General features: G+C 69.3%; 30 protein-coding genes. 19 read left to right on the top strand and 11 right to left on the bottom strand.

Features of this window, described 5'->3' with window-relative positions:
- Positions 1–41: 41 nt before the first annotated feature.
- From ACXJLU_RS15255 to ACXJLU_RS15245, 3 genes are all read left to right on the top strand, one after another.
- Entirely contained in the window at positions 42–791 is a 750-nt protein-coding gene (locus ACXJLU_RS15255) for an SDR family oxidoreductase (RefSeq protein ID WP_457332277.1), read from the top strand.
- A gap of 177 nt (positions 792–968) precedes the next feature.
- Positions 969–1,283 carry a transcriptional regulator gene (locus ACXJLU_RS15250; RefSeq protein WP_457332275.1) on the top strand — a complete coding sequence of 105 codons (315 nt, stop codon included), beginning with the start codon at positions 969–971 and terminating at the stop codon, positions 1,281–1,283.
- Positions 1,276–1,581: a helix-turn-helix domain-containing protein gene (locus tag ACXJLU_RS15245; protein ID WP_457332274.1), complete on the top strand. Its 306-nt coding sequence runs from the start codon at positions 1,276–1,278 to the stop codon at positions 1,579–1,581. The genes ACXJLU_RS15250 and ACXJLU_RS15245 overlap by 8 nt, the downstream gene beginning before the upstream one ends.
- A gap of 42 nt (positions 1,582–1,623) precedes the next feature.
- Here the strand turns inward: ACXJLU_RS15245 and ACXJLU_RS15240 are convergent, their stop codons facing one another.
- Positions 1,624–2,619 (bottom strand): AraC family transcriptional regulator, encoded by a 996-nt coding sequence (locus ACXJLU_RS15240; protein WP_457332272.1) that lies wholly within the window; start codon positions 2,617–2,619, stop codon positions 1,624–1,626.
- An 88-nt stretch (positions 2,620–2,707) separates the two neighbouring features.
- Here ACXJLU_RS15240 and ACXJLU_RS15235 point away from each other — a divergent pair, with 88 nt between their 5' ends.
- Complete coding sequence (locus tag ACXJLU_RS15235) at positions 2,708–3,901, top strand: MFS transporter (protein ID WP_457332270.1); 1,194 nt, start codon at positions 2,708–2,710, stop codon at positions 3,899–3,901.
- Positions 3,902–3,917: 16 nt separating this feature from the next.
- A complete protein-coding gene (locus ACXJLU_RS15230; protein WP_457332268.1) occupies positions 3,918–4,955 on the top strand; it encodes an NADP-dependent oxidoreductase in 1,038 nt (345 codons plus the stop codon).
- A gap of 1 nt (position 4,956) precedes the next feature.
- Here ACXJLU_RS15230 and ACXJLU_RS15225 read toward each other — a convergent pair whose 3' ends face one another.
- Positions 4,957–5,799, bottom strand: a complete 843-nt coding sequence (locus ACXJLU_RS15225; RefSeq protein ID WP_457332266.1) for a helix-turn-helix transcriptional regulator — start codon at positions 5,797–5,799, stop codon at positions 4,957–4,959.
- 90 nt (positions 5,800–5,889) lie between these two features.
- Here ACXJLU_RS15225 and ACXJLU_RS15220 point away from each other — a divergent pair, with 90 nt between their 5' ends.
- The 3 genes from ACXJLU_RS15220 to ACXJLU_RS15210 all read left to right on the top strand — a co-directional run bounded on the left by ACXJLU_RS15220 (position 5,890) and on the right by ACXJLU_RS15210 (position 7,669).
- On the top strand, positions 5,890–6,780 hold the full coding sequence (locus ACXJLU_RS15220; RefSeq protein WP_457332264.1) for an SDR family oxidoreductase: 891 nt from the start codon (positions 5,890–5,892) through the stop codon (positions 6,778–6,780).
- Between the two features lie 74 nt (positions 6,781–6,854).
- The gene (locus ACXJLU_RS15215) at positions 6,855–7,082 is read left to right on the top strand and encodes a hypothetical protein (RefSeq protein WP_457332262.1); all 228 of its coding nucleotides are present in this window, start codon (positions 6,855–6,857) and stop codon (positions 7,080–7,082) included.
- Entirely contained in the window at positions 7,079–7,669 is a 591-nt protein-coding gene (locus tag ACXJLU_RS15210) for a hypothetical protein (protein ID WP_457332261.1), read from the top strand. Before ACXJLU_RS15215 ends, ACXJLU_RS15210 begins: the two co-directional genes overlap by 4 nt.
- Positions 7,670–7,677: 8 nt before the next feature.
- On the opposite strand, the gene ACXJLU_RS15205 is transcribed toward ACXJLU_RS15210, so the two are convergent.
- The gene (locus ACXJLU_RS15205; RefSeq protein WP_457332259.1) at positions 7,678–8,994 is read right to left on the bottom strand and encodes an aspartate aminotransferase family protein; all 1,317 of its coding nucleotides are present in this window, start codon (positions 8,992–8,994) and stop codon (positions 7,678–7,680) included.
- A 99-nt stretch (positions 8,995–9,093) separates the two neighbouring features.
- Between ACXJLU_RS15205 and ACXJLU_RS15200 the strand changes: the two genes are divergently transcribed.
- Genes ACXJLU_RS15200 through ACXJLU_RS15190 form a run of 3 tightly spaced genes read left to right on the top strand, consistent with a single transcriptional unit; the run spans position 9,094 to position 10,692 of the window.
- Entirely contained in the window at positions 9,094–9,963 is an 870-nt protein-coding gene (locus ACXJLU_RS15200) for a LysR family transcriptional regulator (protein ID WP_457332257.1), read from the top strand.
- Positions 9,964–10,015: 52 nt separating this feature from the next.
- Positions 10,016–10,195 carry a GFA family protein gene (locus tag ACXJLU_RS15195; protein ID WP_457332255.1) on the top strand — a complete coding sequence of 60 codons (180 nt, stop codon included), beginning with the start codon at positions 10,016–10,018 and terminating at the stop codon, positions 10,193–10,195.
- On the top strand, positions 10,192–10,692 hold the full coding sequence (locus ACXJLU_RS15190; protein ID WP_143171749.1) for a hypothetical protein: 501 nt from the start codon (positions 10,192–10,194) through the stop codon (positions 10,690–10,692). The genes ACXJLU_RS15195 and ACXJLU_RS15190 overlap by 4 nt, the downstream gene beginning before the upstream one ends.
- A gap of 111 nt (positions 10,693–10,803) precedes the next feature.
- On the opposite strand, the gene ACXJLU_RS15185 is transcribed toward ACXJLU_RS15190, so the two are convergent.
- Complete coding sequence (locus tag ACXJLU_RS15185; RefSeq protein ID WP_457332253.1) at positions 10,804–11,727, bottom strand: hypothetical protein; 924 nt, start codon at positions 11,725–11,727, stop codon at positions 10,804–10,806.
- A 178-nt stretch (positions 11,728–11,905) separates the two neighbouring features.
- The gene (locus ACXJLU_RS15180) at positions 11,906–13,084 is read right to left on the bottom strand and encodes a Fic family protein (RefSeq protein ID WP_457332251.1); all 1,179 of its coding nucleotides are present in this window, start codon (positions 13,082–13,084) and stop codon (positions 11,906–11,908) included.
- Between the two features lie 138 nt (positions 13,085–13,222).
- Here ACXJLU_RS15180 and ACXJLU_RS15175 point away from each other — a divergent pair, with 138 nt between their 5' ends.
- From ACXJLU_RS15175 to ACXJLU_RS15150, 6 genes are read left to right on the top strand one after another with little or no spacing between them, the layout of a single operon-like run.
- Positions 13,223–14,194, top strand: a complete 972-nt coding sequence (locus ACXJLU_RS15175) for an ABC transporter ATP-binding protein (RefSeq protein WP_073468028.1) — start codon at positions 13,223–13,225, stop codon at positions 14,192–14,194.
- Between the two features lie 8 nt (positions 14,195–14,202).
- Positions 14,203–15,261: an ABC transporter ATP-binding protein gene (locus ACXJLU_RS15170; RefSeq protein ID WP_457332249.1), complete on the top strand. Its 1,059-nt coding sequence runs from the start codon at positions 14,203–14,205 to the stop codon at positions 15,259–15,261.
- A gap of 19 nt (positions 15,262–15,280) precedes the next feature.
- Positions 15,281–16,795, top strand: coding sequence for an ABC transporter substrate-binding protein (locus ACXJLU_RS15165; RefSeq protein WP_457332247.1), 1,515 nt, complete (start codon positions 15,281–15,283; stop codon positions 16,793–16,795).
- A gap of 7 nt (positions 16,796–16,802) precedes the next feature.
- Positions 16,803–17,744, top strand: coding sequence for an ABC transporter permease (locus ACXJLU_RS15160; protein ID WP_457332245.1), 942 nt, complete (start codon positions 16,803–16,805; stop codon positions 17,742–17,744).
- Positions 17,745–17,746: 2 nt separating this feature from the next.
- A complete protein-coding gene (locus tag ACXJLU_RS15155) occupies positions 17,747–18,637 on the top strand; it encodes an ABC transporter permease (RefSeq protein ID WP_457332243.1) in 891 nt (296 codons plus the stop codon).
- A 38-nt stretch (positions 18,638–18,675) separates the two neighbouring features.
- Positions 18,676–20,295, top strand: a complete 1,620-nt coding sequence (locus ACXJLU_RS15150; protein WP_457332241.1) for a gamma-glutamyltransferase family protein — start codon at positions 18,676–18,678, stop codon at positions 20,293–20,295.
- A gap of 162 nt (positions 20,296–20,457) precedes the next feature.
- On the opposite strand, the gene ACXJLU_RS15145 is transcribed toward ACXJLU_RS15150, so the two are convergent.
- Genes ACXJLU_RS15145 through ACXJLU_RS15130 form a run of 4 tightly spaced genes read right to left on the bottom strand, consistent with a single transcriptional unit; the run spans position 20,458 to position 24,031 of the window.
- A complete protein-coding gene (locus ACXJLU_RS15145) occupies positions 20,458–21,201 on the bottom strand; it encodes a VWA domain-containing protein (protein ID WP_457332239.1) in 744 nt (247 codons plus the stop codon).
- A complete protein-coding gene (locus ACXJLU_RS15140) occupies positions 21,201–22,151 on the bottom strand; it encodes a hypothetical protein (RefSeq protein WP_457332237.1) in 951 nt (316 codons plus the stop codon). The genes ACXJLU_RS15145 and ACXJLU_RS15140 overlap by 1 nt, the downstream gene beginning before the upstream one ends.
- Positions 22,152–22,185: 34 nt before the next feature.
- Positions 22,186–22,827, bottom strand: coding sequence for a TerD family protein (locus ACXJLU_RS15135; protein WP_457332235.1), 642 nt, complete (start codon positions 22,825–22,827; stop codon positions 22,186–22,188).
- 7 nt (positions 22,828–22,834) lie between these two features.
- The gene (locus ACXJLU_RS15130) at positions 22,835–24,031 is read right to left on the bottom strand and encodes a hypothetical protein (protein ID WP_457332233.1); all 1,197 of its coding nucleotides are present in this window, start codon (positions 24,029–24,031) and stop codon (positions 22,835–22,837) included.
- A 125-nt stretch (positions 24,032–24,156) separates the two neighbouring features.
- Between ACXJLU_RS15130 and ACXJLU_RS15125 the strand changes: the two genes are divergently transcribed.
- Both ACXJLU_RS15125 and ACXJLU_RS15120 read left to right on the top strand, forming a co-directional pair.
- Positions 24,157–24,561 (top strand): nuclear transport factor 2 family protein, encoded by a 405-nt coding sequence (locus ACXJLU_RS15125; protein ID WP_457332231.1) that lies wholly within the window; start codon positions 24,157–24,159, stop codon positions 24,559–24,561.
- A gap of 46 nt (positions 24,562–24,607) precedes the next feature.
- Positions 24,608–24,850 carry a glutaredoxin domain-containing protein gene (locus ACXJLU_RS15120; protein ID WP_073468039.1) on the top strand — a complete coding sequence of 81 codons (243 nt, stop codon included), beginning with the start codon at positions 24,608–24,610 and terminating at the stop codon, positions 24,848–24,850.
- 6 nt (positions 24,851–24,856) lie between these two features.
- On the opposite strand, the gene ACXJLU_RS15115 is transcribed toward ACXJLU_RS15120, so the two are convergent.
- On the bottom strand, positions 24,857–25,264 hold the full coding sequence (locus ACXJLU_RS15115; RefSeq protein WP_457332229.1) for a DUF1801 domain-containing protein: 408 nt from the start codon (positions 25,262–25,264) through the stop codon (positions 24,857–24,859).
- Positions 25,265–25,354: 90 nt separating this feature from the next.
- Positions 25,355–25,606 (bottom strand): di-heme oxidoredictase family protein (locus ACXJLU_RS15110; protein WP_457332227.1); only part of this gene is annotated, 252 nt, incomplete at its 5' end.

Here is a 25,606-nt window from a genome sequence, read left to right as displayed (position 1 = left end):
ACCTATCGTGAAGCCATCGCTCATCTCCACGAAGGAATCCCATGAAAACCGTCCTGATCACCGGCTGCTCGTCCGGCTTCGGCCGCGAGACCGCGCGCTACTTTCTGGCCCGCGACTGGCAGGTGATCGCCACGATGCGCACGCCGCGCGAGGACGTGCTGCCGCCGTCCGCCCGCCTGCGCGTGCTGCAGCTCGACGTGACCGATGGGCAGAGCATCCGCCGCGCCATCGCGGCCGCAGGCCCGATCGACGTGCTCGTCAACAACGCCGGCTTCGGCGCACCCGCACCGTTCGAGCTCACCAGCAGCGAGACGGTGCGTGCGCTGTTCGAGACCAACACCTTCGGCACGATCGCGGTCACGCAGGCGGCGTTGCCGCAGATGCGCGAGCGCAAGTCCGGCGTCATCGTGAACGTGACGTCGAGCGTCACGCTGAAGCCGCTGCCGCTGGTGGGCATCTACCGTGCGGCCAAGGCAGCGGTGAATGCATTCAGCGAATCGCTGGTGAGCGAGCTCGAACCGTTCGGCGTGCGCGTGCGCATCGTGCTGCCCGGATCCTCCGGCGAGACGAAATTCCGCGACACCGCGCGCACCCGGCTGCGCGGCATCGACGACGAGGTCTATGGCGAGTTCATGAAGCAGACCATCGCCCGAATGATGGCGTCCACGGGTCCCGGCACGCGCGCAGCGGACGTGGCCGAGGCCGTGTGGCGCGCGGCGACCGATCCGTCGGCACCGTTGCGCATCCCGGCCGGTGCGGATGCGGTGCAGTGGGCGGCCGAGGCGCTCTGAGCCGACTGAGGTTGTCGTCCTCGTGGCGACCGGTCACCGCCCACCGGGTCACTATGGACCGGTCGTCAGCGAGTGAGCTTGGCGATAGGCTTCGCCGCGCCGACGGCAGTGGGGTCGGATCCCAGCCACCTCGTCTGTACGTCATTGACGTGCATACGTCTGAGACGTACATTCCCCATGTTCAGCTTTGCCGAGACACCGACCTTTGCCATTGAAGCGGACAAGTTTTGGACGGAAGAAGAACGCTTCGATTTCTTCCGCTGGCTCGCAGCCAATCCGCAGGCGGGCGATCTGATTCCGGGGAGTGGCGGATGTCGCAAGGTGCGATGGTCGCGTGCCGGCATGGGCAAGCGAGGCGGCGTCAGGGTCATCTACTTCGTCCGCCTGGCTTGCGGCGAAATCTGGCTGCTGTTGGTGTATGCGAAGTCCGTGCGAGACAACATTCCCGGCCACTTGCTCAAGGCGATACGAGAGGAGATCGAACATGGCTAGCCGCCCTTCCACGAAGAGAACGTCTGCTGGCGAGGCCCTGGGGCTGAAGCTGCTGCAATCGGTGCGCGAGATGAAGGCTGGTCAAGCCGCGCGTACGACGAAGGTCGAGCCGAATGAAGTGGTGCAGGCACGCGAGAACACCGGCTTGTCGCAGGCGCAGTTCGCCGAGGCGCTGAGCATCTCCAAGCGCACGCTGCAGGAATGGGAGCAGGGGCGTCGATCGCCATCGGGCGCTGCCCAGACCTTGATCCGCATTGCAATGAAGCATCCGGAGATCGTTCGCGAGGCGCTGGCGTGAACAGAAGCCGGATGAACACCAGACGCGCCAGTACCCGACGCGCTACGCCCTGACAGCGGCGAGCCCCCGATCCTCCACCCGCGACGCGCTCGGCGGGTGCCCGATCACCCGCTTGAACGCCCGGCTGAACGACGCCTCGGAGTCGTAGCCGAGCCGGTCGGCTGCCACCGCGATGCGCATGCCGTCGTTCGCGATCCAGTGCCGGGCCTGGAACATCTTCACCTTGGCCACGTACTTCGCCGGGCTCTCGCCCATCGTGCGCGTGAAGGCCTCGGCGAAGCTGGAGCGCGAGGCACCCATCAGGTCGGCCATCATCGGCACGCTCCAGTCGCGATCGGGCGCCGCGTGGATGGCCGCGATCACCTTGCCGATCTTCGGGCAGCGCACCGCGGCGATCCAGCCGGTGGAATCGCTGCAGCCGCACTCGACCCACGCGCGGATGATGCTGGCGGCCAGCACGTCGGCCAGCCGCGCGAGGATGCCGCAGGCGCCAATGCGGTCGAGCGCCACCTCGCGCTCCATCGCCTCCAGCAGCGCCGGCACGGTGACGTCGCGCTTCGCGAGGTCGCCGGCGTGCATCACGTCCGGCATCATCGTCAGCAGCGGGTGCAAGGGGTCGAGGTTGAAGCGCAGCGCGCCGCAGAACATCACGTCGGGCGGCACGGCGCCCTCCGCCTCGCCCACCGGGTCCCGCGGCCCGATGTTCTCGGCCCCCACCAGGTAGATGTTGTCCGACACCGCCACCCGCGCCAGCGAATCGATGTCGACCGCCGGCACGTCGGGCGAGCTGGCCAGGATGTGGAAGCTGCCGCGTGGCAACAGCACCGCATCGCCCGGGTTCAGCCGCTTCCAGTCGGTCGACGGGGTGCGCAGCCAGCTGCCGCCGCTGCCGACGAAGTGAAAGCGCGCCGCGCGCTGCGCCGGAAACGCCACCGCCCACGGCGCGCGCAGCACGCAGCGGCCGTACTCCACGCCATCGAGCCGCAGCCCCAGCAGGATCTCGGTGAGTTCGTCACGGTCGGACAAAAAGTCATTCATTTCGGCTCTTTCGGCATTCAAACGCCGAAATCCTAGCCCTAAGCTCCCAACCCAGTCCACCACAAGGCCACTCGTCGGCCTGCCCACCGTGTCTTCTGCCCCGATCGCCGCACTTCCAGAGACCCCCGCCGGCCATGCCGACTGGCCCGCCATCGCCTCGCTGACGCTGGGCGTGTTCGGGCTCGTCACGGCCGAATTCCTGCCCGCCAGTTTGTTGACCGCGATGGCCACCGACCTCGGCGTCACCGATGGCGCGGCCGGCCAGGCCGTGACGGCCACCGCGCTGATCGGCGCCATCGCGGCGCCGTCGATCCCGCTGCTGACGCGCCGGCTCGACCGCCGGATCGTGATGCTCGCGTTGACCGCGCTGCTGATCCTGTCCAACCTGATCGCGGCCACCGCCAGCAGCCTGCCGGTGCTGCTGGTGGCGCGCGTGATGCTCGGCGTCGCGCTCGGCGGTTTCTGGTCGATGTCGGCCGCGCTCGCGCTGCGGCTGGTGCCCGAGGCGCAGTTCGCGCGGGCGATGTCCGTCATCCTGACCGGGGTCTCGGTGGCCACCGTCGGCGCCGCGCCGATCGGGGCGTGGATGGGCTCGGTGTGGGGCTGGCGCAGCGCGTTCATCGCGGCCGGGGTCGTCAGCGTGCTGACGCTCGCAGTGCAGTTCTTCACGTTGCCGGCGCTGCCGCCGCGCGACAACCCGAACCTGCGCGTGCTGGGCGAGCTGCTGCGGCGCCCGCCGGTGCGCGTCGCGCTGCTGGCGGTGCTGCTGGTGGTGTCGGGGCACTTCGCCGGCTTCACCTACATCCGCCCGCTGATGGAGCACGTGACGCACCTGTCGGTGAGCGCGGTGTCGGCGGTGCTGCTCGGCTATGGCATCGGCGGCTTCTTCGGCAACTTCGCCGGCGGCTGGGTGGCCCAGCGCAGCGAGCGCCACGCGATCGTCTTCGGCGGCGTGCTGATCGCGCTGCTGGCGGCCAGCTTGCTGGTGGGTGGCAGCTCGGTGTGGGTCACCGCGATCGCGGTGCCGCTGTGGGGCTTCGCGTTCGGCGCCTTCCCTGTGGGCTTCCAGACCTGGATCGTGCGGGCCGCGCCCGACCAGGCCGAAGGCGCGGGCGGCCTGCTGGTGGCAGCCTTCCAGATCGCGATCGCGAGTGGCGCCATCGGCGGCGGCTTGCTGGTGGATCACATCGGTGCGCTGGGCGGGCCGGCCTTCGCGGTGGTCGCGCTCGTGCTGGGCACGCTGCTGACGCTGCGCCACGGGCCGCGGCCGGTGCCGGCTTGATCAGGCGGCTGCGACCATGAGCGAGACCCTCAGCCGCCGCATCGTGCTCGCCGCCCATCCGCACGGGTTGCCGGCGGCGCACGATTTCCGCATCGAGACGCAGCCGATCCCGGTGCCCGGCGAGGGCCAGGTGCTGCTGCGCACGCTGTACTTGTCGATCGATCCGTACATGCGCAACCTGATGGACGCCATCGGACCGGGCTATGCGCCGCCGGTGGCGATCGGCGAAGCGATGGTCGGCGGCACGGTGAGCCGCGTGATCGCGTCGCGGAATCCAAGGGTTGCGGTCGGCGAGTTGGTGCTGGCCAACGCCGGCTGGCAGGACCGTGCGTTGTCGAACGGCGATGACCTGCTGGTGCTGGGCGACATGGCACAGCCTTCGCTCGCGCTGGGTGGCTTGGGCATGACGGGCTTCACCGCGCACGTCGGCCTCGAAGACATCGGCCAGCCGCGGCCGGGCGAGACCGTCGTCGTCTCGGCGGCCACCGGGGCCGTCGGCGCGGTGGCGGGCCAGCTCGCCCGGTTGAAGGGCGCCCGCGTGGTCGGCATCGCCGGTGGCGCCGACAAGTGCCGGTACGCGGTGGACATGCTCGGCTTCGACGCCTGCGTCGATCGGCGCGACCCACGGTTCGCCGAGCACCTGGCGGCCGCGTGCCCGAGCGGCATCGACGTGTACTTCGAGAGCGTCGGCGGGGCCGTGTTCGACGCGGTGCTGCCGCTGCTGAACATCGGCGCGCGCGTGCCAGTCTGCGGCTTCATCGCGCACTACAACGAGGGTGATGCCCCGGCCGGGCCGGACCGCCTGCCGCAGGTGCATGCCGCGCTGCTGCAGCGGCGGATCCGCATGCAGGGCTTCATCGTGCTCGATCACTACGGCGACCACGGCGAGCGCTTCGCGGCCTTCCGCCGCGAGATGGCGCAGCGGGTCGCCGACGGCGCGGTGACCTTGCGCGAGGACATCGTCGACGGGCTGGAGAACGCGCCGGCCGCATTGCGCGGGCTGCTCGAAGGGCGCAACTTCGGCAAGCTGGTCGTGCGCGTGGCGCAGGGGTGAGTCAGCGCACCACGCGCTGCTGGTCGATCAGCGACGCGATGGCAAGCGTGGCCTCGGGCGTGGTCGGCGTGAAGACCACCATGCTCAGCCCGTCGGCGGCGTCGAAGGCGAAGCTCGAGTACTCCAGCGTGATCGGCCCGGCGACCGGGTGCGCGATGCGCTTGCGGCCGACCCAGTGCCGGCTCACCTCGTTCTCGGCCCACATGCGGCGGAAGTCGGGGCTGCGCGCCTGCAGCTCGGTGGCGAGCGCGACGGCCTCGGCGGACCCACCGGTGCGGGCCACGTCGATGCGGAACACCGCGAGCGCGAAGCGCGCATCGGATTCCCAATCGGGCCAGCGGTCGGTGGTGCTGAGTTCGCCGAACAGGCGGCGCAGCAGGTTGCGCTCGCCGACCGGCAGCGCGGCGTAGTCGGTCAGCACCGCGGCGGCGGCCGTGTTCCACGCGACGATGTCCCAGGTCGGCGTCTTCACGATGGCGGGGCTGGTCGCGAACGCATCGAGCACGCGTTGCAGCGATGGCGGAACGGCAGAGGGCGGGGCCGGGCTGAGCGGCGGCGGCCGCTGCTGCGCGAGCAGGAACAGCATCTCGCGGCCGGCGGCGTCGAGTTCCAGCGCGTGCGCCAGCCGCTCCAGCACCTCGTCCGACGGCGGGCCACCGCGCCCCTGTTCCAACCACGTGTACCAGGTGATGCTCACGGCCGCGCGCGTCGCGACCTCTTCACGCCGCAGGCCGGGTGTGCGGCGCCGGCCCGGCGCATCGGGTGCGGGCAGCAGGCGGGCGCGGCGGTCGCGCAGGAAGGCGCCGAGCGTGAGGACCGGGTCGGGAAGGGTGTCAGCGCCCATGCCTGTTAACTCTCATACCTGTATGCGCTCTCGGCTTTTCGCGGCCCCGGCAACGAAGGACAGTACGCCCTTCACCAATCGGGAGTCAGTATGCGTGTATTCGTGACGGGAGCCACCGGCTTCATCGGGTCGGCCATTGCGCGGGAGCTGCAGGCCACGGGGCACCAGGTGCTCGGGCTGGCGCGCAACGATGCGGCCGTCGCCAGCCTGGCGGCGATGGGCGTCGAGGCGCATCGCGGCGAGCTGTCGGACACCGACGGCTTGGCCGCTGCGGCGCGGGCCTGCGACGGCGTGATCCACATGGCCTTCATCCATGACTTCAGCGCGTATGCGGCGTCGGTCGAGACCGACCTGCGCGCGGTCGACGCGATGACCCGCGCGCTGGAGGGAACGGGCAAGCCATTCATCGGGACCTGCGGCACGGCACTGCTCGCGGGCGGTCGCGTCGGCACAGAAGCCGACGCGCCGACACCCGGCACCGCGGGCCACATGCGGGCCGCGTCGGAGGCCAAGGTGCTGGCCTCGGCGGCGAGCGGCGTGCGATCTGCCGTGGTGCGGTTGTCGCCCACGGTGCATGGCGCCGGTGATCACGGCTTCGTGCCGATGCTGATCGACGTCGCGCGCCGCACCGGTGTCGCCGCGTACATCGGCGACGGCGCGAACCGCTGGCCGGCGGTGCACCGCTCTGACGCGGCGCGGCTCTATCGGCTCGCGCTGGGGGGCGCCGTGCCAGGATCGCGCCTGCATGGCGTCGCCGAGCAAGGCGTGCCGATGCGCGAGATCGCCGAAGCGATCGGCCGCGGCCTGGGCGTGCCGGTGCGCAGCCTCACGCTCGACGAAGCCCGCGCGCATTTCACCTGGATGACGGGTTTCGTCGCGATGGACAACCCGTGCAGCAGCGAGATCACGCGCAGCACGTTGGGATGGCAGCCGAGCGGGCCAGGGCTGCTGGCGGACCTGCGGGACGGGGGATACTTCTGACCGATCGATCCACGGAGTTGCGTTGATCACTGCAGCCGTTTTCACGACGGCGGTCTCGATCGCGCGGTTCAGGCATGATCCGGCCCGCCGAAGCTGCAAGAGGTCGTCTCGCCGTGAAGAGAATCCGGGTCATACAGTTTGTCTTTTTCGCCATGGCCTTGGCGCTGTACGTGGCGGACTGGAAAAGCGCTGGGGCTGGCTTCGGTCTGCTGGGCGTCGCGTTCGAAGTGGCCGCGTGGATCTCCTGCTTCGCAGAGAAGCGACCGCTGGTGCACGAGCACCGCGACGAGTCGAGCCGATGAACCGAACCGCACAGAGAAAGATCGCGCAAGGTCTCTACGTTGCCGTGAGCCTGTGCGTGGGGCTGTGGATCGGAACACGTCCGCACCTGGGGCTGGGCATCAAGATGGCGATGGCATTCGTGCTGCTGATCCCCGGGCGGATCAACAGCTTTCTCTACCGCGATCTCTACACGTCGTTGCGGGCCTTCAACCGCGAGGACCACGATGGAGCGCATGTGGCCGCGACCCGCTTCGTCGATGACCTTCGACGCCACCCGTGGAAGCAACGGGTGCGGCTTGGTTGGAGCGGGATCTATTCCAACGACCTCGCGTCGCTCGGCTTCAACAACATCGGTGCGGCGGATCTTCACTGTGGCCGAGCCGAAGCGGCCGAACGCGCGCTGCGCACCTCGATCGAGCACGATCCGCTGAACCCGTTGCCGTACTTCAACCTGGCCGTTCTTGAGAGTCTGCGCGACGCCCCAAACAAGTCCGATGAATTCAGGCGGCGGGCATTCGAATTGGGCTACAGCGGCAGCACCGGCGATGCGATCGTGCAGCAGGTGCACGCCATCTACGCTCGCCTGGAGGGGCGCAAGGCCGCCTGATGTCGCGCTCAGCGGCGAGCCGCCACCGCTCCCTCGATCGCCTTGTCCAGCAGCTCCAGCCCCAGGTCGATTTCGCCATCGCTCACCGTCAGCGGCGGCGCCACTCGGAACACCCCGCCCATCGCCGGCAGCTTGACGATGTTCATGCTGAGCCCGAGCTTCATGCACTCGCGCGTGATCGCCTCGCCGAGCTCGAAGGCCGGTTCCTTGCTGTCGCGGTTCTTGACCACCTCCAGCCCCAGCAGCAGCCCGCGCCCGCGCACGTCGCCGATGCATTCGTGCTTCGATTGCAGCCGCCGCAGCCCTTGCAGCAGCCGCTCGCCGGCGACGCGGGCGCGTTCGACGAGGCCGTCGCGCTCCACCACCTCCAGCACCTTCAGGCCGACCGCTGCCGGCAGCGGATCGGACACGTGCGTCGTGTAGAACAGGAAGCCCCGCGCATGGGCTTCTTCCTCGATCGCCGCGGTGGTCACCATGGCCGCCAGCGGCAGCCCGGCGCCGAGCGTCTTCGACAGCGTCAGGATGTCGGGCGCCACGCCGTCGCGCTCGCACGCGAACATCAGCCCGGTGCGGCCGACGCCGGTCTGCGCCTCGTCGAGGATCAGCAGCATCCCGCGCTCGACGCACTTCTGCTTCAGCGCCGCCATGTAGCCGGTCGGCAGCTCGAGGATGCCACCGCTGCTGAGGATCGGCTCGGCGATGAACGCGGCCAGCGCACCGGTGGATTGGCGGTCGACCTGCTCGAAGCCGTCCTCGAGCTCGCGGCGCCAGTCGAGCGCGCCATCGGATCCGGTGAATCGTGGCCGGTACGCATTCGGTGCCGGGATCGCCATCGAGCCGACCGACGCCGGCCCATAGCCCTTGCGCCCCGCGCTGTAGGTGGCCGATGCCGCGGCACCCGTCATGCCGTGCCACGACTGGGTGAAGCCGACCACCTCGTGCCCACCCGTCACCAGCTTGGCCATGCGCAACGCGGCCTCGTTCGATTCGGCGCCGGTGCTCAGCAGCAGGCAGCGTTCCAGCCCCGGCGGCGCGTGCTGCGCGATCTTCGCCGCGAGTGCCACGACCGGGCGCGACAGCATGCCGCTGAACAGGTGGTCGAGCGAATGGATCTGCTCGGTGACGACCGCCGCGATGTCCGGATGCGAATGCCCCAGCACCGCGCTCATCTGCCCCGACGTGAAATCGAGGATCGCCCGGCCATCGGCGTCGTACACGAAGCTGCCCTTCGCGCGCTCGATGATCAAGGGCTCGAAGCTGCCGCCATAGCGCACCAGGTGCCGGCGGGCCTGCTGCCAGAACTGCGGATCGTCGTTCCTGCTCATGATGTCGGTGCCTCGTGGTGGAGTTGTGGCACCTTACGCACCGGCACGCGCTTCGTGAAGCGAATAGTTTTGGAACGAGCCATCAGGAGAACTCATACCGTGGGCCAATCCCTCGACATCGACCTGCTGCGCAGCTTCGTCGCGATCGCCGAGACCGGCGTGCTGGGCCAGGCGGCCGCCCGCGTCGGGCGCACGCAGTCGGCGCTGAGCATGCAGATGCAGCGGCTGGAGGGCGTGGTCGAGCAGCCGCTGCTGTTCCGCACCGGGCGCGGCGTCACGCTCACCGCGGCCGGCGAGCGGCTGCTGGCGCATGCGGCGCAGCTGCTGCGCCTGCATGACGAGACGCTGGCCGAGTTGCGCGGCGAGCAGCTGTCGGGCGTGTTGCGCTTCGGCTGCCCGGACGACTATGCGGTGGTGTTCCTGCCGCACCTGCTGCGCGGCTTCGCGAGCCTGAACCCGCGCGTGCAGCTGGAGGTGGTGTGCGCGCCGACGCCGCGGCTGCGCGAGCTGCTGGCCCGGCATGCGATCGACCTCGCGCTGGTGTCGGTGATGGTGTCAGAGACAGGCCAGCTGGACGGCACCGACGTGATTCGCCGCGAGCCGCTGGTGTGGGTCGGGCAGCGCGGCGGCCATGCCGCGTCGCTCGACCCGCTGCCGCTCGCATTGGGCGCGCCGGATGGGTTCGATCACCAGGCGCCGCGGCAGGCGCTCGACGCCGCGGGCCGTGCCTACCGGCTGGCCTGCGCGAGCAGCAGCCTGGCCGGGCTGGTCGCGATGGCGCGCTCGGGCCAGGCCATCACGGTGCTCACGCAGACCGCCGTGCCCGACGACCTGCAGGTGCTGCCCGCCGATGCCGGCCTGCCGGCGCTGCCGACGGTCGGCATCGCGCTGGCCTTCGACCGCGAGCAGCCGTCGGCGCTGGTGTCGGCCTTCGGCGCGCATGTGCGGCAGGCGCTGCCGCTGGCGTAACGCGGCAGCCGCGGCCGGCTACAGTTCCCGCTCCACCCTGACGGAGCCCACCTTGCACACCGGCACCTGCCTCTGCGGCACCATCCACTACGAGATCGACGGCCCGATCGGGACCTTGAACACGCCGTTGCCGCAGGCGCCTGCGGCGCACATCTTCGTCGGGTCGAAGGCCGAGTGGTTCGGCATCCACGATGGTCTGCCTCAGCATGCCGAGCGGCCCCTGTCGCCATGACACGAAAGCTTGCAGCGCTGCATCTTTCACTGGCGATGCTGATTGCGGGCAGTCCGGGCGTGGCGCCTGCGGCCGACCTCTTCGATGGACCGAATTGCGACCTGGTGGAACCCCCGGCGGAGGCCGGCGACGTCATCTCCCCCAAGGGCATTCATGGAACGATGTCCGGCCGCATCTTCCCTCGTCTCTCCAGCATGTCGCCCGACTACACCGGCTGCCAGGTGCTTTGGTCCGTCATCAACAACGGTGCGCGATATCGCTCGCTCATTGCGCTTCGCCATGGCCGCGTCGAAGCGGTCCGACCGAATCCGCCGGTGCCTCTGTGTGCATCGGGAGAGAAGACCATCGACACCGGATGCTCACCGCGACAGCGGGGGCTTCTGATCTCGTTTCCCGCAGGTTGCGCCAAACGGACGGTCGACCTGGGAGTCATTCCGGTCGATTGCATGAAAGAGTTTCGGCGCGAAGCTGCCATCTACGACTTGATGGAGGAATGACGCACGCGTCGAGGCGAAAAGAAAGGGCGCCGACGGCGACCTCCCACCGCGAGACCATCTCGCGGGACGGGCGCCGATCTCGCCCGTCCCGGCGCCTGATGCCTGATCTGATCAGGGGGTCGTGCTGCTCGCCGACGAAGCCGGCGGCGACGGCGGGGTCGGCGTCGGCTTGACCAGCGCGGTGGCCTGCCAGGTGCCGGTGTCGTCGGTCGCCGGACCGGCGAGCGTGCCCGCCAGGCTGCCATCGGCCGCCAGCGTGCCGGTGCCGGTCAGCACCGTGCTGCCGGCCGTGAGCTTCAGCGTCAGGCTGCCGTCGGCCGCTTGCGTGCCGGTCACGTCGTAGACCGTCTTGCGGCCGTGCTGCTTGCCGCCATGGCTGCCCCAGGGCGTGATGCTGCTCGCGTCGCCGCCGGCTGCCGTCACCTTCTCCTGGTAGCTCGTCACCAGCGCGGTGCTGTCGGTCTTGAACTGCTCGCTGCGGGTCTTCACCGCATCGATGAAGGTCTTGATCGCGGCACGCTGGGCCTCGTTCAGGCGGTGGCCGGCATCGGGCGTCGCGGCGGCTTCGAGCGCGGCCTTCAGCGTCGCCTGCAGCGCCTCGACGTCGGTCTTGTAGGCCGTCTTCAGCGCTTCCAGTGCGGTGGCGAATTCGGCTTGCAGCGCGATCACCGCATCGCTCGGCGTGGCGGTCAGCTTGCCGCCGATCAGCTTGCCGGTGAGGGCGGTCGTGCCGTCGTCCTGCGCGACGCTCTGCAGCACCAGCGTGCCGTCGAGCGCCTGGCCGGCATCGGTGCCGGCGGCGATCTTGGCCGCGAAGGTGTACAGCGCTGCCTCGACATGGCTGCCGTTGAAGCGGCTGCCTTCACCGGTGGTGGTCCGCACCGACAGGCCGGCGGCCGACTCGCTGACGGTGACCGATGCGGCGCTGGCCGATCCATCGTCGGCGCTCTTGTCGGCGCCGCCGCAACCGAAGAGCAGCGCGCTGGCCAGGGCCAGGGCGGACCATTTGAATGCGGGGGCGTATTTCGATGTCATGTTCGAACTCCTCTGATGGCGTTGTGGGTCTTGGGCAGCGCAATGTAGGAGAGCGATCGCACGCTGTCGCGGCTTCGTAAGCCGCTTCGGCCTGCACTTACCAAATGCGGCAGAAGCGGGCGAAGTGCTTACGCACTGCACCGAAATCACACGACTGTGTCGCCGCTGAAATGAACGGTCACCGTGCCGGCTCGGCCTGCGCGGTCTCGCCGCGGTGGGTCCGCCCCGGCACGTTGACGAAGTAGCGCACCGCCCGGCCCTGGCCCGTCGTCCACAACAGCCGCTGCCGCACCAGGTCGGCCAGGTCGCGGGTGGCGGTCGGCTTCGACGCGCTGGTGAGCCGGATGTATTTCTCGGCGTTCAGGCCATCGGCAAAGCCGCCGTCGCCGTCGTCGAGCAACCGCTGCAGCACCGTGCGCTGGCGTTCGTTGAGTTCGAGGCCGGACTGCCGCGACCAGAACCTCGCCTTCTCGATCGCACGATCGATCACCTGGCTCGAGCGCTCGCACGCCAGCGCGAACTGCTGCGCGAACCACAGCACCCACTCGGTCGCGTCGCCGTTGCCGCGCTGCGCGACGTTCAGCGCGTCGTAGTAGCCCTTGCGAGACGCGAGCAGTTGGCGCGACAGGCTGTACAGCCGCACCGGAACGCGGTGGTCTTGCGCGATCGCCATGTCGACGAGGGCGCGGCCGACGCGGCCGTTGCCGTCTTCGAACGGATGGATGGTCTCGAACCAGAGGTGGGCCAGTGCGGCACGCGCCAGCCCGTCGAGCGGAGGCAGGCGACCCGGCACCGGCGTGGTCTTCGCGAACCACGCGAGAAAGCGGTCCATCTCTTTCGCGACCCGGCGTGACGGCGGGGCGTCGTAGGTGACGACCTCGTGGCCGGCCGGGCCGGTCACGATCTGCATCGGCCCGGACCGATAACGGCCCACGGCCATGGGGCGGATGCCGCTCGCCCCGCCGGCAAACAGCGCCGACTGCCAGCGCTGCAGGCGCTCGCCGTCGAGCGGCGCCGCAAACCCGTTCATCGCATCGTCGAGCACCTCGACCAGGCCCTCGACATGGCGGTCGCGAGGACCGGTCGCGTCCAGGCCGAGCTGGCGCATCACCGAGGACCGCACCGCGGCGAGGTCGAGGCGCTCGCCCTGGATGGCGGCGGTGGAGATCACTTCGTCTTCCATCAGTTCGCGCGCGACCTGCCCGTCGCGCTCGATGCCGATCGCCAGCGCCTTGCCTTCGACCACGCCCTGCAGGCGGCGGGCGTGCGCCAGCGCCGGCCCCACCCGCTGGTGGTCGAAGGTCAGCGCGGGCCAGCTCGGCCGCTGCCAGACATAGAAGCGCTGGGTGGAAACCATGAGCCGAATTCTAGGGGTCTCGGCTCAAATCATGAGCCGCAAACAGGGCGTGGCACACAGCTTGCAACCCTGTCGGTCTTCTGCCAGAGAACATCAATATGTCGTTGAGATCATGTTTGCACGCGCTTCGCTGACGCCATGACGGCCCTGCTCGAGGTGCGCCAGCTGCGCACCGTCTTCAAGACCGACGACGGCGAGTTCCCCGCGGTCGACGGCGTCAGCTTCGAGGTGCAGGCCGGCCGCACGCTCGCGATCGTCGGCGAATCGGGCTGCGGCAAGAGCGTGACGTCGCTGTCGATCATGGGCCTGGTGCCGTCGCCGCCGGGGCGCATCGACAGCGGCTCGATCCGCTTCGAAGGCCGCGAGCTGGTCGGCGCGCCGGCGCAGCAGATGCAGGACCTGCGCGGCAACGGCATCGCGATGATCTTCCAGGAGCCGATGTCGTCGCTGAACCCGGTGTTCACGATCGGCGAGCAGATCGTCGAGGGCCTGCTGCGCCATCGCCGCATCGGCCGCGCCGAGGCCCGTGAACACGCGCTCGCGATGCTGCGCAAGGTGCGCATCCCGGCGCCCGAGCAGCGCTTCCACGAGCACCCGCACCAGCTCTCGGGCGGCATGCGACAGCGCGCGATGATCGCGATGGCGCTGGCCTGCGAGCCGCGGCTGCTGATCGCCGACGAGCCGACCACCGCGCTCGACGTGACGATCCAGGCGCAGATCCTCGCGCTGATGCGCTCGCTGCAGCAGGAGACCGGCACCGCCGTCATCCTGATCACGCACGACCTGGGCGTGGTCGCCGAGGTGGCCGACGAGGTGGTCGTGATGTATGCCGGGCGCATCGTCGAGCGCGCACCGGTGCAAGCCTTGTTCGAGGCACCGCAGCACCCGTACACGATCGGCCTGCTCGGCTCGGTGCCGCGGCTCGACGGCGAACGCACGCGGCTCGCGTCGATCGACGGCCAGGTGCCGAGCCCGCTGCGGCGCCCGCCGGGCTGCGGCTTCGCCGACCGCTGCCCGTTCGTCGAGCCGCGCTGCCGCGAGGCGGCGCCCGAGTTGTACGAGCTGGCGCCGCGCCATGAAGCGGCGTGCTGGAGGGCGCCCCTTCCATGACTGACACCATGAGCGATCCGTTGTTGAAGGTCGAGGGCCTGGTCAAGCACTTCCCGGTGCGCCGCGGGTTGTTCGGCCGCGCGAAGGGCGCGGTGCGCGCGGTCGATGGCGTCGACCTGGTGATCGAGCGCGGCGAGACGCTGGGCGTGGTCGGCGAATCCGGCTGCGGCAAGTCGACGCTCGGCCGGCTGGTGCTGCGGCTGATCGAGCCGAGCGCCGGGCGCGTGCGCTTCGACGGGCAAGACCTCGGCACGCTCGACGCCGCCGCGCTGCGCGCCCGGCGCCGCGCGATGCAGATCATCTTCCAGGACCCGTACTCGTCGCTGAACCCGCGCATGACGGTCGGCCAGACGCTCACCGAGCCGCTGATGCTGCACGGCCTGCACACCGGCCGGCACCGCGAGCGCGTGGCCGAGCTGCTGCACACCGTGGGGCTCGCGCCCGAACATGCGCAGCGCTTTCCGCACGAGTTCTCCGGCGGGCAGCGCCAGCGCATCGGCATCGCGCGGGCGCTGGCGGTCGAGCCGCGGCTGATCGTCTGCGACGAAGCGGTGTCGGCCCTCGATGTCTCGGTGCAGGCGCAGGTGGTGAACCTGCTGCAGGACCTGCAGCGCCGCTTCGGCATCGCCTACCTGTTCATCGCGCACGACCTGGCGGTGGTCAAGCACATCGCGACGCGCGTCGCGGTGATGTACCTCGGCCGGGTGGTCGAGTTGGCCGACAAGCGCGCGCTGTTCGCGGCGCCGCGGCATCCTTACACGCAGGCGCTGCTGTCGGCGATTCCGGTGCCGGAACCGGGGCTGCTGCGCCAGCGCGTGCTGCTGGCCGGCGACGTGCCGAGCCCCGTCAACCCACCCACCGGCTGCCATTTCCACACCCGCTGTGCGCATGCGCGCGAGCGCTGCGCGCAGCAGGCGCCGGTGCTGGAGCTGCACGACGGCCATGCGGTCGCCTGCCATTTCTGGCGCGAGCTGCCGGCACCGCCGCCGCTGAAGCCGGCGAGCGCGACCACGCCCGCCAGCATTCGCCTCGCACGCCTGCAGGCGGCTTTCGAACCCACCACCTGATCTGTTCCCGGAGTTCACGATGATGTCCCTGATGACCCGATGGATCCCCGCGCTGCTGCTGGCGGCCGTGCCCTTGTTGACGCCCGCGCAGACGCTGCGCGTCGGCCTGGCCGAAGACCCCGACGTGCTCGATCCGTCGCTCGCGCGCAGCTTCGTCGGCCGCGTGGTGTTCAGCGCGCTGTGCGACAAGCTGTTCGATGTGGATGAGAAGCTCGCGATCCAGCCGCAGCTGGCCACCGGCTACGAATGGTCGGCCGACAGCAAGACGCTGACGCTGAAGCTGCGCCCCGGCGTCACCTTTCACGACGGCGAGAAGTTCGATGCCGCGGCCGTCAAGTTCAACATCGAGCGCCACAAGACGCTGCCCGGCTCGAACCGCCGCGGCGAACTGGCGCCGGTCGCCACCGTCGACGTGGTGGACCCGCTGACGGTGAAGCTGAACCTGTCGGCGCCGTTCTCGCCGCTGCTCGCGCAGCTGGCCGACCGGGCCGGCATGATGGTGTCGCCGAAGGCCGCGCAGGCGGCCGGCGACAAGTTCGGCACCAAGCCGGTGTGCGCCGGGCCGTTCAGGTTCGTCGAGCGCGTCGCGCAGGACCGCATGGTGTTCGAGCGCTACCCGCCCTACTGGAACAAGGACGCGATCCACTTCGACAAGATCGTCTACACGCCGATCCCCGACGCCACGGTGCGGCTGGCCAACCTGAAATCCGGCCAGCTCGATTTCATCGAGCGCGTCGCCTCCAGCGACATGGAGAAGCTGCAGTCCGACAAGAAGCTGAAGACCTCGCGCATCACCGAGATCGGCTACCAGGGCATCACCATCAACCTCGCGAAGAGCGAGAAGGCGAAGCAGAACCCGCTGGGGCGCGACGCCCGCGTGCGCGAAGCCTTCGAGCTGTCGCTCGACCGCCAGGGCATCGCGCAGGTGGTGATGGACAACGAGGCGACGGTCGGCAACCAGTGGGTCGCGCCGGGCAACGCCTGGTACGCGAAGAACGTGCCGGTGCCCAAGCGCGACATCCCGCGCGCCAAGGCCTTGCTGAAGGAAGCCGGCATTCCGAACCCGAGTTTCACGCTGGTGACGCCGACCACGTCGGACGCGCAGCGCCTGGCATTGGTGGTGCAGGCGATGACGCGCGAGGCCGGCTTCGACGTGAAGATCCAGGCCGCCGAGTTCGCGACCTCGCTGAACCTGGCAGACAAGGGCGACTTCGAGGCGCTGGTGCTTGCGTGGAGCGGCCGTGCCGACCCGGACGGCAACCTGTTCAGCTTCCACGGCTGCAAGCAGCCGCTGAACTACGCCGGGTATTGCGATGCCGAGACCGATGCGCTGCTGAACCAGTCGCGTGCATTGCGCGACCCGGCCGAGCGCAAGAAGGTGTTCGAGCAGGTCGCTGCGCGCGTGCTGAAGGAGCGGCCGATCGTCTACCTGTACCACCGCAACTGGCTGTGGGCCTACAACGCGAAGCTCGGCGGCGTGCGCAACGTGCCGGACGGCCTGCTGCGCGTCAGCGGCCTGAAACTTACGCCGTGATGCACTGATGTTCGAGTACCTCGTCAAGCGCGTCGCGACGCTGCTGCCGACGCTGCTGTTCGTCTCGATGCTGATCTTCGGGCTGCAGCAGTTGTTGCCCGGCGACCCGGCCAAGATCCTGGCCGGCGAAGACCAGGATCCGACGGTGGTGGCCTACCTGCGCGCCAAGCTGCACCTGGACGAGCCGCTGCCGCTGCGCTATGCCCACTGGATCGGCGGCGTGCTCCAGGGCGACCTCGGCGAATCGGTGCGCAACCAGCAGCCGGTGACCGAGCTGATCCTGCAGAAGCTGCCGGTGACGGTGGAGCTCGCGCTGCTGGCGATGGCGATCGCGCTCGCGATCGGCATCCCGTCGGGCATCGTCTCGGCGGTGGGGCGCGGCACCGCCTGGGACTGGGCGGCCAACGCGTTCGCGCTGTGGGGCATCTCGACGCCGAACTTCTGGCTCGGCATCCTGATGATCCTGCTGTTCTCGGTGCAGCTCGGCTGGTTGCCGGCCTCGGGCTACGTCAGCCCGTTCGAGGACCTGGGCGCCAACCTGGCCGCGATGATCATGCCGGCCTTCGTGCTCGGCAACGCGATCGCCGCGGTGCTGATGCGCCACACGCGCAGCGCGATGCTGCAGGTGATGTCGGCCGACTACGTGCGCACCGCGCGCGCCAAGGGGCTGAGCGAGCGCACCGTGGTGCTGAAGCACGCGCTGCGCAATGCGCTGACGCCGATCATCACGCTGGGCGCGTTGGAGCTGGGCACGCTGCTGTCGGGTGCGGTGCTGACCGAGCAGGTGTTCACGATCCCGGGCTTCGGCAAGCTGGTGGTCGATGCGGTGTTCAACCGCGACTACGCGGTGGTGCAGGGCGTGGTGCTCGTCACCGCATCGGCGTACATGCTGCTCAACCTGCTGGCCGACCTGGCCTACTTTGCGGTCAACCCGCGACTGAGGCGCTGACGATGGCTGCCGTGCTTCCTGTTGCCGACACCACGACCACCACACCGCGCTCCGAGGCCGGCCCGTGGCGCCGCGCCTGGCGCCGGCTGAAGCGCCGGCGCGGCGCGTTGCTCGGCCTCGCGGTCGTGCTGCTGTTCATCGCGATGGCGGTGTTCGCGCCGTGGTTCGGGCTGCAGGACCCGGTCGCCACCAGCTGGAGCGCGATCCGCAAGGCGCCGAGCGCCGAGCACTGGTTCGGCACCGACGAGATCGGCCGCGACGTGCTGTCGCGAGTGGTGTGGGGCACGCGCGCGTCGCTGCTCGCGGGGCTGGTGTCGGTGAGCATCTCGCTGCTGCTGGGCGTGCCGATCGGGCTGGCGGCGGGCTTCCTCGGCGGGTTCGCCGATGCGCTGATCTCGCGCATCACAGATGCCTTCCTGGCCTGCCCGTTCCTGATCCTCGCGATCGCGCTGGCGGCCTTCCTGGGCCCGAGCCTCAGCAACGCGATGATCGCGATCGGGGTGTCGGCGACGCCGATCTTCGTGCGGCTCGCGCGGGCGCAGGTGCTGAACGTGAAGGTCGAGGACTACATCGAGGCGGCGCGCGCGGTCGGCAACCCGCCGCTGCGCATCGCGCTGCGGCACGTGCTGCCCAACATCACGCCGCCGCTGATCGTGCAGGCGACGCTGGCGATCGCGTCGGCGGTGATCGCCGAAGCGAGCCTGTCATTCCTCGGGCTCGGGCAGCAGCCGCCGGCGCCGAGTTGGGGCAGCATGCTGAACACTGCGAAGAACTATGTCGACTCGGCCCCGTGGATGGCGATCTGGCCGGGCGTGTCGATCTTCCTGCTGGTGCTGTCTTTCAACCTGCTGGGCGACGGCCTGCGCGATGCGCTGGATCCGCGGCAGCGATGATGCATTCCCGGATTGGCATCCGGGCTACGAGGTCTCTCATGAACTTTGACTGGTCGAATCCTTATCCCACCATCCGCAGCCCGCTGATGGCCCGCAACGTCGTCGCGACCTCGCAGGCGCTGGCTTCGCAGGCGGGGCTGCGCATGCTGCTGAAGGGCGGCAACGCGGTCGATGCGGCGATTGCCGCGGCGGCGGCGCTGACCATCGTCGAGCCGGTGTCGAACGGCCTGGGCAGCGACAACTTCGCGATCCTGTGGGACGGCAAGGCGCTGCACGGGCTCAATTCGTCGGGCGTGGCGCCGGCCGCGTGGAACACCGGCTACTTTCGCCGCAAGTACGGCGAGGCCAACGGCCACAAGCTGCCGATGCGCGGCTGGGATGCCGTGACCACGCCGGGCGCGGTGGCGGGCTGGGTGGCGCTGTCGGAGCGCTTCGGCAAGCTGCCGTTCGCCGACCTGCTGGAGCCGGCCATCGAGCTGGCCGAGCGCGGGCATGGCGTGGGCCGCATCGTCTCCGACAAGTGGGGCCGCCAAGTGCCCGGCCTGAAAGACCAGCCCGGCTATGCCGAGGCCTTCATGCCGCGCGGGCGCGCCCCCGAGCCCGGCGAGCGCTTCGTGTTCGCGGCGGCGGGTGCCACGCTGCGGCAGATCGCGCTGACCAAGGGCGAGACGTTCTACCGCGGCGAGATCGCCGAGAAGCTGGTCGCGCATGCGAAGGCGCAGGGCGCTGCGATGGCGTTGTCCGACCTCGCGAACTTCCGGCCGGAATGGGTCACGCCGATCGCGAAGGACTTTGCCGGCCACACGGTGCACGAGATCCCGCCGAACGGGCAGGGCATCGCCGCGCTGATGGCGCTGGGCATGCTGGAGCGGATGGACCTCGGGCGCTTCGCGGGCGACAGCGTCGAATCGCAGCACCTGCAGATCGAAGCGATGAAGCTCGCGTTCGCCGACACCTACCGCTGGGTGGCCGACGAGCGCGCGATGACCGAGGTGACGGCGGCCGACCTGCTGAGCGACGGCTACCTGCGCGAGCGCGCGAAGCTGATCGACCCGAAGCGCGCGGCCGACCCGGCGCACGGCACGCCGCCTGCGGGCGGCACCATCTACCTGAGCGCTGCCGACGAGAGCGGGATGATGATCAGCTTCATCCAGTCCAACTACATGGGCTTTGGCAGCGGGGTTGTGGTGCCGGGTACCGGCGTGAGCCTGCAGAACCGCGGCCACGGCTTCACGCTCGACGAGGCGCACCCGAACGTGGTGGCGCCGGGCAAGCGGCCGTTCCAGACCATCATCCCCGGCTTCCTGACGCGTGACGGCCAACCGCAGATGAGCTTCGGCGTGATGGGCGGCAACATGCAGCCGCAAGGCCATTTGCAGACGCTGGTGCGCATGCTGGTGCACCGCCAGCAGCCGCAGGCCGCGTGCGATGCGCCGCGCTGGAAGGTGGGCCACGGGCTGGCGGTGGATTTCGAATCGACGATGGCGCCGGCCCTGGTCGACGGGCTGAAGGCGCTCGGCCACCGGTTCGAGCCGACGCCGGATGCGTACATGGACTACGGCAGCGGGCAGTTCATCTGGAAGCTCAGCGACGACCTCGAGGACGGGTATGTCGCGGCCAGCGATTCGCGGCGTGACGGGCAGGCGGTGGGATATTGAGCGAAGGAACCCGGCGGTTGCAAAGAAACCCCGTTCACCCTGAGCTTGTCGAAGGGTCGGACTGAGCTTGCCGAAGGCCCTGCGCGCTTCGGGCACAACCCTTCGACGGACGGGCCCTCGACAAGCTCGGTCCCTGCTCAGGGCGAACGGGCTTTCACGCGCTCACCCCTTCAGCCACGCGATCAACTCCCCGTCGATCAGCTGCGCATTCAGCTCTTCATCCGACTGCGCGACGAACTTGCGCAGGTTGTGGATGGCCTTGAAGCCGGTGTTGCCGAACTGGTCGCCGATGCGCTCCAGGAACGGGAAGGTCGAGCCCTGGTTCGAGATGCCGAGGAACAGGAAATAGACCTGGTCCTGGCGCTGCTCCGACTCGCGCAGCACGCGCATCGTGCGCTCCTTGTCGGCGTTGTCGCCGTCGGTCGCGACGATCACCAGCGAGCGCTTCTTCGCGACCGGGATCACCTCGTCCTTCTGCCCCATCAGCCGGCCGAAGAAGCCGGCCTTCTTCTCGATCGGGCCGGCCCAGCCGAAGTGCTTCAGCATGCGCTCCAGCAGGTGCGAGTAGTCGGTGCCGCCGTTCCAGCCGGGCACCTTCGCGATGATGTTGTTCGCGACGTAGCCGTCGTAGTTGCGCGCATCGACCGAGCCGACCTCGTGCACGCCGTTCGCACCGGACGAGAACGTGAAGACGTCGACCTTCTTGTCCGGATCGAACGCCAGGCCCCAGGGCACCAGCCGCGTCAGCAGCTGGTCGGTGATGCCGGCGCGGTGCTCGTCCTCGAACGAGCCGGAGACGTCGAGGCCGAAGCCGACCTCCAGCGCCGGGGGCTTGGCGATGCCGGCCTTCTCCAGGCTCAGCACCAGCGTGCGGGCAGACTTCTCGAGGTTCAGGGTCAAGGCCATCAGAGGGCTCGCTTCAGGGTTTGCAGGATGTCGGTGAGCTTGTCGGCCGCCAGGAAGCGCTGCGTTTCGCTGGGGCGCGAAGCCAGGCGGGCCAGTTGGGCGTGGACCGCGGGCAGTTTCAGCAGCACGCCGTCCTGCACCCAGGTCATCAGTTCTTGCAGTCGGCTCGCGTCCTGCTCCAGGTGCAGGCGGTGTTCCTGCAGCATGGCCTGCGATCCGGTCAGCGACGTGAGCCGTGCGAGCAGCGGGCCGCCCGCCTCGGGGCCGACCTGGTCCAACAGGTACTCGGCGGCCAGTGCGCTGGCCTCGAGCCGCTGCGCGCAGGCCAGCACCGGCTGCTGGAGCTGGCCGAGCGCCTGCAACTGATCGGAAAGCGCCGCCTTCGAGGCGCCGAGCAGCGATTCGAGCTGCACGACCTCGGCCCCATGCCCGGCCCACACGGCCGCGGCCGGCCTGCGGAAGAAGCCGCCATCGAGCGCTTCGAGCACGTCGGACAGCAGCTCCTGCAGCCGGCGCAGGTGCTGCGGCACGCTGCGCGTGGTGGCTTCTTGCGCCACTTGCAGGCGTTGCCGGATCAGGGCCGCGAGCTCTTCCTGCTCGGCCATGCCGAAGCGCAGCCAGCCGGCTGCATCGACGCTTTGCACGTGCACGCCGGCCAGTATGCCTTGCGTGCGTTGCAGCGCCGCGGCGTCGGCCTGCGGGAAGCGGCGCGCCAGCGCGGGCAGCGCCACTTCGACCGGCTTGCGCTGCACGCCGGGCAGCGCGGACGCGGTGAACGAGGGGGGCGTCGTGGCCGCAAGAGGCGACGTGGACGGCATCGCGGTGGCCGGCAGCGTCGCGCCCGGCAGCACCGTCGGCCTGACGCGCGCCGCGGGCCTGGATTCGGCACCGGGCTCATGCCCGGGCTCGGGCGCGGGGGCACCACCGATCACGGTGACCTTGATGCTCATGCGCTGCGCCGGTCGCGGACCATCGAGACGAGCATCAGGAGAAGTGGCCCAGCACCTGGTTGAAGTCGTTGTTGAAGCCGACCCCGACGCCGACGAAGGACGAGCCCGAGGCCTCCACCATGATCGAGCCCATCTGCACGCCGACGAACTCGCCGAACTGGTCCGACAGGCTGACGTTCAGCAGCTCCTTGCCCAGCGCGTTCTCGACGACCACGCGCGCGTTCTTCACGGTGCGGAACGAGCGGCCGGAGCCTTGCGGATGGATCATCGCGACCAGCGGGATCTCGATCACGCCGGCCGCCGGCGGGGCGAGCCGGTCGGGCTGGATCGAGACCCACTCGTCGTCGCCGGCGGCCAGGCCGTCGGTCGCATCGGGGCTGTGCACCAGCGCGCCGCCGTGCACCGAGAAGGTCTTGTCGGCATTCAGCGGCAGCGTGCCGGTGGCCTGGCCCCGGATCGTGCGCTGCACGTTGTAGGTCGACAGGATGTCGCCGAAGTCGGACACCTTCGCGCCGCTGCCGGTGTTCACCGCCACCAGCGCATGCAGGTCGATGTCGGTGTCGCCGTCCCAGGCCAGCCGCACCCGGAAGCGCTCGCCCTTGTCGAGCGACAGCGACAGCTTCGGGGCGGCATCGCCGGGCTTGGTCAGGTTCAGTTTGAGCGAAGGCGTGGTCATGGGCGTCTCAGCGGAGGGAGGTGTAGGTCTGGGCCGCGACGGCGGCGGCGGGGTTCATGCTCTTGCCGAGGGCCAGCATGTCTTCGCGGGCCTGGGCCATCAGCGCACGGGCTTCGTCGAACTTGCGCTGGTTGGTGTCGCGCGCGGCGTCGACCAGCGCGACCAGGTTCTGGGTGTCGGTCACCACCGACTGAAGCTGCTGCGCCTGCGCGAGGCGGTTGTCGCCGGGCGCGGTGGCGGCGGTCTCGACGACGTCCTTCATCAGCATGCCGCGCACCTTGTTCAGGTTGCTGTCGAGGTCGGCGCCCTGCTGCGCCAGGCGCTGCAGGTCCTGCACCATGCGCGCGCCGTGGATCGTCAGCAGCGTCATCTTGATGCTCGCGAAGCGCGAGGCCATCGTCGTGGCCAGCTCCTGCAGCGTCGCGACGCCGGCGTTCTGCAGCTGGCGGATCACGAGCTGGTCGGCCGGCAGCTTGGTCAGCGTGCCTTCGACGGCGAGCGCGCGCGATTCGAGCGACTGCAGCTTGTCTCGCACGTCGTGGCGGCGCTGCGGGTCGGCGGCGAGTTCGGGTTCCATCGCGGCGACCTCGGTGCGCGCCTTGGCCAGCACGCTGTTCAGGAAGGCCGCGTCTTCCGCGAACGCCACGAAGCTCTTGCGGTACTCGGCCTTCACGGTGTCGAGGTGGCGCAGCTCCTCGTTGAGGCGGGTCATCTCGGCGCGCAGCTTGGTCTCCATGCCGCCGATCAGCTCGGACAGCGCCTTCGACCGGCCCGAGGCGATGCGCGCCGCCTCTTCATAGGCGCGGTTGGCCGCCTGGCGCAGCGATTTCGGGTTGAAGAGGCCGAGGATGCGCGCCAGCAGCGACGGGCGGGCGTTCAGGATGCGATTCGCCAGTTCGGGCAGGTTCTCGTCCTGCACCTGCTGGTTCAGCGACGCGACCAGCGTGAACAGCTGCGGCGAGGTGCTCTTGTCGATGCGCGACAGGAAGCCGTCGAGCGTGCGGTTCAGCGCCAGTTCGGGCTCGAGGCCGAGCGACGCGATGTCGTGCTGCGAGATCTCGGCGAACCGGAAGGCGTCGACCCGGACGAGCAGGCTGTCGTGCTGCTGCGGCGTCAGCGCCAGCGGGAAGTTCTGCGGCAGGCTCAGCGTCAATGACGACTGCGTGGTGGGCGCGGTGGCCACGATGGCGTTGGGGTCGGTCATGGGCGCCATTCTCATACAAGCGGCGCGGATGTAGGAGCACACCTACGGGGGAACCCCGTCTTCTCCGATGTCCCTGGCGCGCAGGCGTATCAGGATGGCAGTCCTGTTGTTGAAAGGAGTTCCAGATGCCGACACCGCAAAAGACCCTCATCGACCTGGAGAAGAAGTTCTGGCAATCGATGGTGAATCAGGACACCGAGACCGCGCTGGAGATGCTCAGCGAACCCTCGCTGATGGTCAGCTCGCACGGCGTGATGAAGTTCGACCATGCGTCCTACCGCAAGATGGCGGAGCAGGGCAACATGGTGGTGACCTCGTTCGAGCTGAGCGACGTGGAGGTGGTGTTCCCGAACGACGCGACCGCCATCGTGACCTACCACGTCAAGCAGGCCGTTGCCCCGCGCGGCGACGGCAAGAAGGCCACCCAGCAGGAAATGAACGACAGCTCGACCTGGGTGAAGAACGGCAAGGGCTGGCAGTGCGTGATGCACACCGAAACGCCGGCCGAGGCCGCGCCGACGAAGCACTGAGGGGCGTGCGCAGCGGGCGATGGAGGGCGCCCGTAAACTGCGGCGCATGAACCTGAACATCGTCGTCTACTCGAAATCGGCCTGCCCGCAATGCGACTCGGCCAAGATGCTGTTGACCTCCCGGGCCCTCGCGTTCGAGGAGATCCGCATCGATGACGAGGCCGAGCGGCTGGCGTTCTTCGAGAAGTGCGGGCCGTCGGTGCGCCAGATGCCGCAGGTCTTCATCAACGACCAGCGCGTCGGCGGGCTGGCCGGGCTGCAGGCGGCGTTGGTGCAGCTTGGGCGGTGAGCGGCCTCACATCCGCTCTCCCGGCAACCGGCTCGCCTGCTCGACCCACGCGATGAACTGCGCCTCGTCCAACGGCTCGTCCTCGCGGATGTGCAGGTAGCGCGTCTCCTTGCTCTTCGAGTCGACCGGCGGCTCGGGCTTCAGATGCGCCCCGCGGAAGAACGCCACCTTCACGTAGTTCGTGAACACGTGGAAGCTGAGGAACCAGCCCTGGCCCTCGATGCCATAGAGCGGTGAGTTCCATTTGACCGCCTTGTGCACGGCGGGCACGGTGCGCACCACCAGCTCGTCGATGCGTCGCCCCACATTGCTCTTCCACCCCGGCATCGCGGCGATGAAGGCCTGCACGGGTGCATTGCCTTCTCCCTTCGGGATCTGCGGATTGCCGCCGGCCAGCAGGACAGGTGCGTTCATGACCGTGAACCTTACCGGAATGAAAAAAGCCGCCCCGAAGGGCGGCTTTCTTGCGGTGCCGGGCCGAACAGGGCCCGGCAGCAGCGTGCGTTACAGCGAACCCAGGAAGGACAGCAGCGCTTCCCGATCGGCCTTGCTCAGCGCGATGAAGCGGTCGCGGCTGGCTGCTCCTTCACCACCGTGCCAGACGATGGCTTCGGTCAGGTTGCGAGCGCGGCTGTCGTGCATGTAGCCGACCTTCGCGGTCTTGCCCGCGACCATCTCGGTGTAGCCGATGCCCCACAGGGGCGACGTGCGCCACATGTTGCCGGTGGCCAGGCCTTCGGTCAGGCCGTCGCCCAG

Source organism: Rhizobacter sp. P5_C2, assembly GCF_054049715.1.
This window is presented reverse-complemented; position numbering and strand designations above follow the sequence as displayed.

Excerpts from the sequence above, each read along its gene's own strand:
- ACXJLU_RS15255 (WP_457332277.1), top strand. The coding sequence starts at position 42 with ATGAAAACCGTCCTGATCACCGGCTGCTCGTCCGGCTTCGGCCGCGAG.
- ACXJLU_RS15250 (WP_457332275.1), top strand. The coding sequence starts at position 969 with ATGTTCAGCTTTGCCGAGACACCGACCTTTGCCATTGAAGCGGACAAG.
- ACXJLU_RS15245 (WP_457332274.1), top strand. The coding sequence starts at position 1,276 with ATGGCTAGCCGCCCTTCCACGAAGAGAACGTCTGCTGGCGAGGCCCTG.
- ACXJLU_RS15240 (WP_457332272.1), bottom strand. The coding sequence starts at position 2,619 with ATGAATGACTTTTTGTCCGACCGTGACGAACTCACCGAGATCCTGCTG.
- ACXJLU_RS15230 (WP_457332268.1), top strand. The coding sequence starts at position 3,918 with ATGAGCGAGACCCTCAGCCGCCGCATCGTGCTCGCCGCCCATCCGCAC.
- ACXJLU_RS15225 (WP_457332266.1), bottom strand. The coding sequence starts at position 5,799 with ATGGGCGCTGACACCCTTCCCGACCCGGTCCTCACGCTCGGCGCCTTC.
- ACXJLU_RS15220 (WP_457332264.1), top strand. The coding sequence starts at position 5,890 with ATGCGTGTATTCGTGACGGGAGCCACCGGCTTCATCGGGTCGGCCATT.
- ACXJLU_RS15215 (WP_457332262.1), top strand. The coding sequence starts at position 6,855 with ATGATCCGGCCCGCCGAAGCTGCAAGAGGTCGTCTCGCCGTGAAGAGA.
- ACXJLU_RS15210 (WP_457332261.1), top strand. The coding sequence starts at position 7,079 with ATGAACCGAACCGCACAGAGAAAGATCGCGCAAGGTCTCTACGTTGCC.
- ACXJLU_RS15205 (WP_457332259.1), bottom strand. The coding sequence starts at position 8,994 with ATGAGCAGGAACGACGATCCGCAGTTCTGGCAGCAGGCCCGCCGGCAC.
- ACXJLU_RS15190 (WP_143171749.1), top strand. The coding sequence starts at position 10,192 with ATGACACGAAAGCTTGCAGCGCTGCATCTTTCACTGGCGATGCTGATT.
- ACXJLU_RS15185 (WP_457332253.1), bottom strand. The coding sequence starts at position 11,727 with ATGACATCGAAATACGCCCCCGCATTCAAATGGTCCGCCCTGGCCCTG.
- ACXJLU_RS15180 (WP_457332251.1), bottom strand. The coding sequence starts at position 13,084 with ATGGTTTCCACCCAGCGCTTCTATGTCTGGCAGCGGCCGAGCTGGCCC.
- ACXJLU_RS15175 (WP_073468028.1), top strand. The coding sequence starts at position 13,223 with ATGACGGCCCTGCTCGAGGTGCGCCAGCTGCGCACCGTCTTCAAGACC.
- ACXJLU_RS15170 (WP_457332249.1), top strand. The coding sequence starts at position 14,203 with ATGAGCGATCCGTTGTTGAAGGTCGAGGGCCTGGTCAAGCACTTCCCG.
- ACXJLU_RS15165 (WP_457332247.1), top strand. The coding sequence starts at position 15,281 with ATGATGTCCCTGATGACCCGATGGATCCCCGCGCTGCTGCTGGCGGCC.
- ACXJLU_RS15160 (WP_457332245.1), top strand. The coding sequence starts at position 16,803 with ATGTTCGAGTACCTCGTCAAGCGCGTCGCGACGCTGCTGCCGACGCTG.
- ACXJLU_RS15155 (WP_457332243.1), top strand. The coding sequence starts at position 17,747 with ATGGCTGCCGTGCTTCCTGTTGCCGACACCACGACCACCACACCGCGC.
- ACXJLU_RS15150 (WP_457332241.1), top strand. The coding sequence starts at position 18,676 with ATGAACTTTGACTGGTCGAATCCTTATCCCACCATCCGCAGCCCGCTG.
- ACXJLU_RS15145 (WP_457332239.1), bottom strand. The coding sequence starts at position 21,201 with ATGGCCTTGACCCTGAACCTCGAGAAGTCTGCCCGCACGCTGGTGCTG.
- ACXJLU_RS15140 (WP_457332237.1), bottom strand. The coding sequence starts at position 22,151 with ATGAGCATCAAGGTCACCGTGATCGGTGGTGCCCCCGCGCCCGAGCCC.
- ACXJLU_RS15135 (WP_457332235.1), bottom strand. The coding sequence starts at position 22,827 with ATGACCACGCCTTCGCTCAAACTGAACCTGACCAAGCCCGGCGATGCC.
- ACXJLU_RS15130 (WP_457332233.1), bottom strand. The coding sequence starts at position 24,031 with ATGACCGACCCCAACGCCATCGTGGCCACCGCGCCCACCACGCAGTCG.
- ACXJLU_RS15125 (WP_457332231.1), top strand. The coding sequence starts at position 24,157 with ATGCCGACACCGCAAAAGACCCTCATCGACCTGGAGAAGAAGTTCTGG.
- ACXJLU_RS15120 (WP_073468039.1), top strand. The coding sequence starts at position 24,608 with ATGAACCTGAACATCGTCGTCTACTCGAAATCGGCCTGCCCGCAATGC.
- ACXJLU_RS15115 (WP_457332229.1), bottom strand. The coding sequence starts at position 25,264 with ATGAACGCACCTGTCCTGCTGGCCGGCGGCAATCCGCAGATCCCGAAG.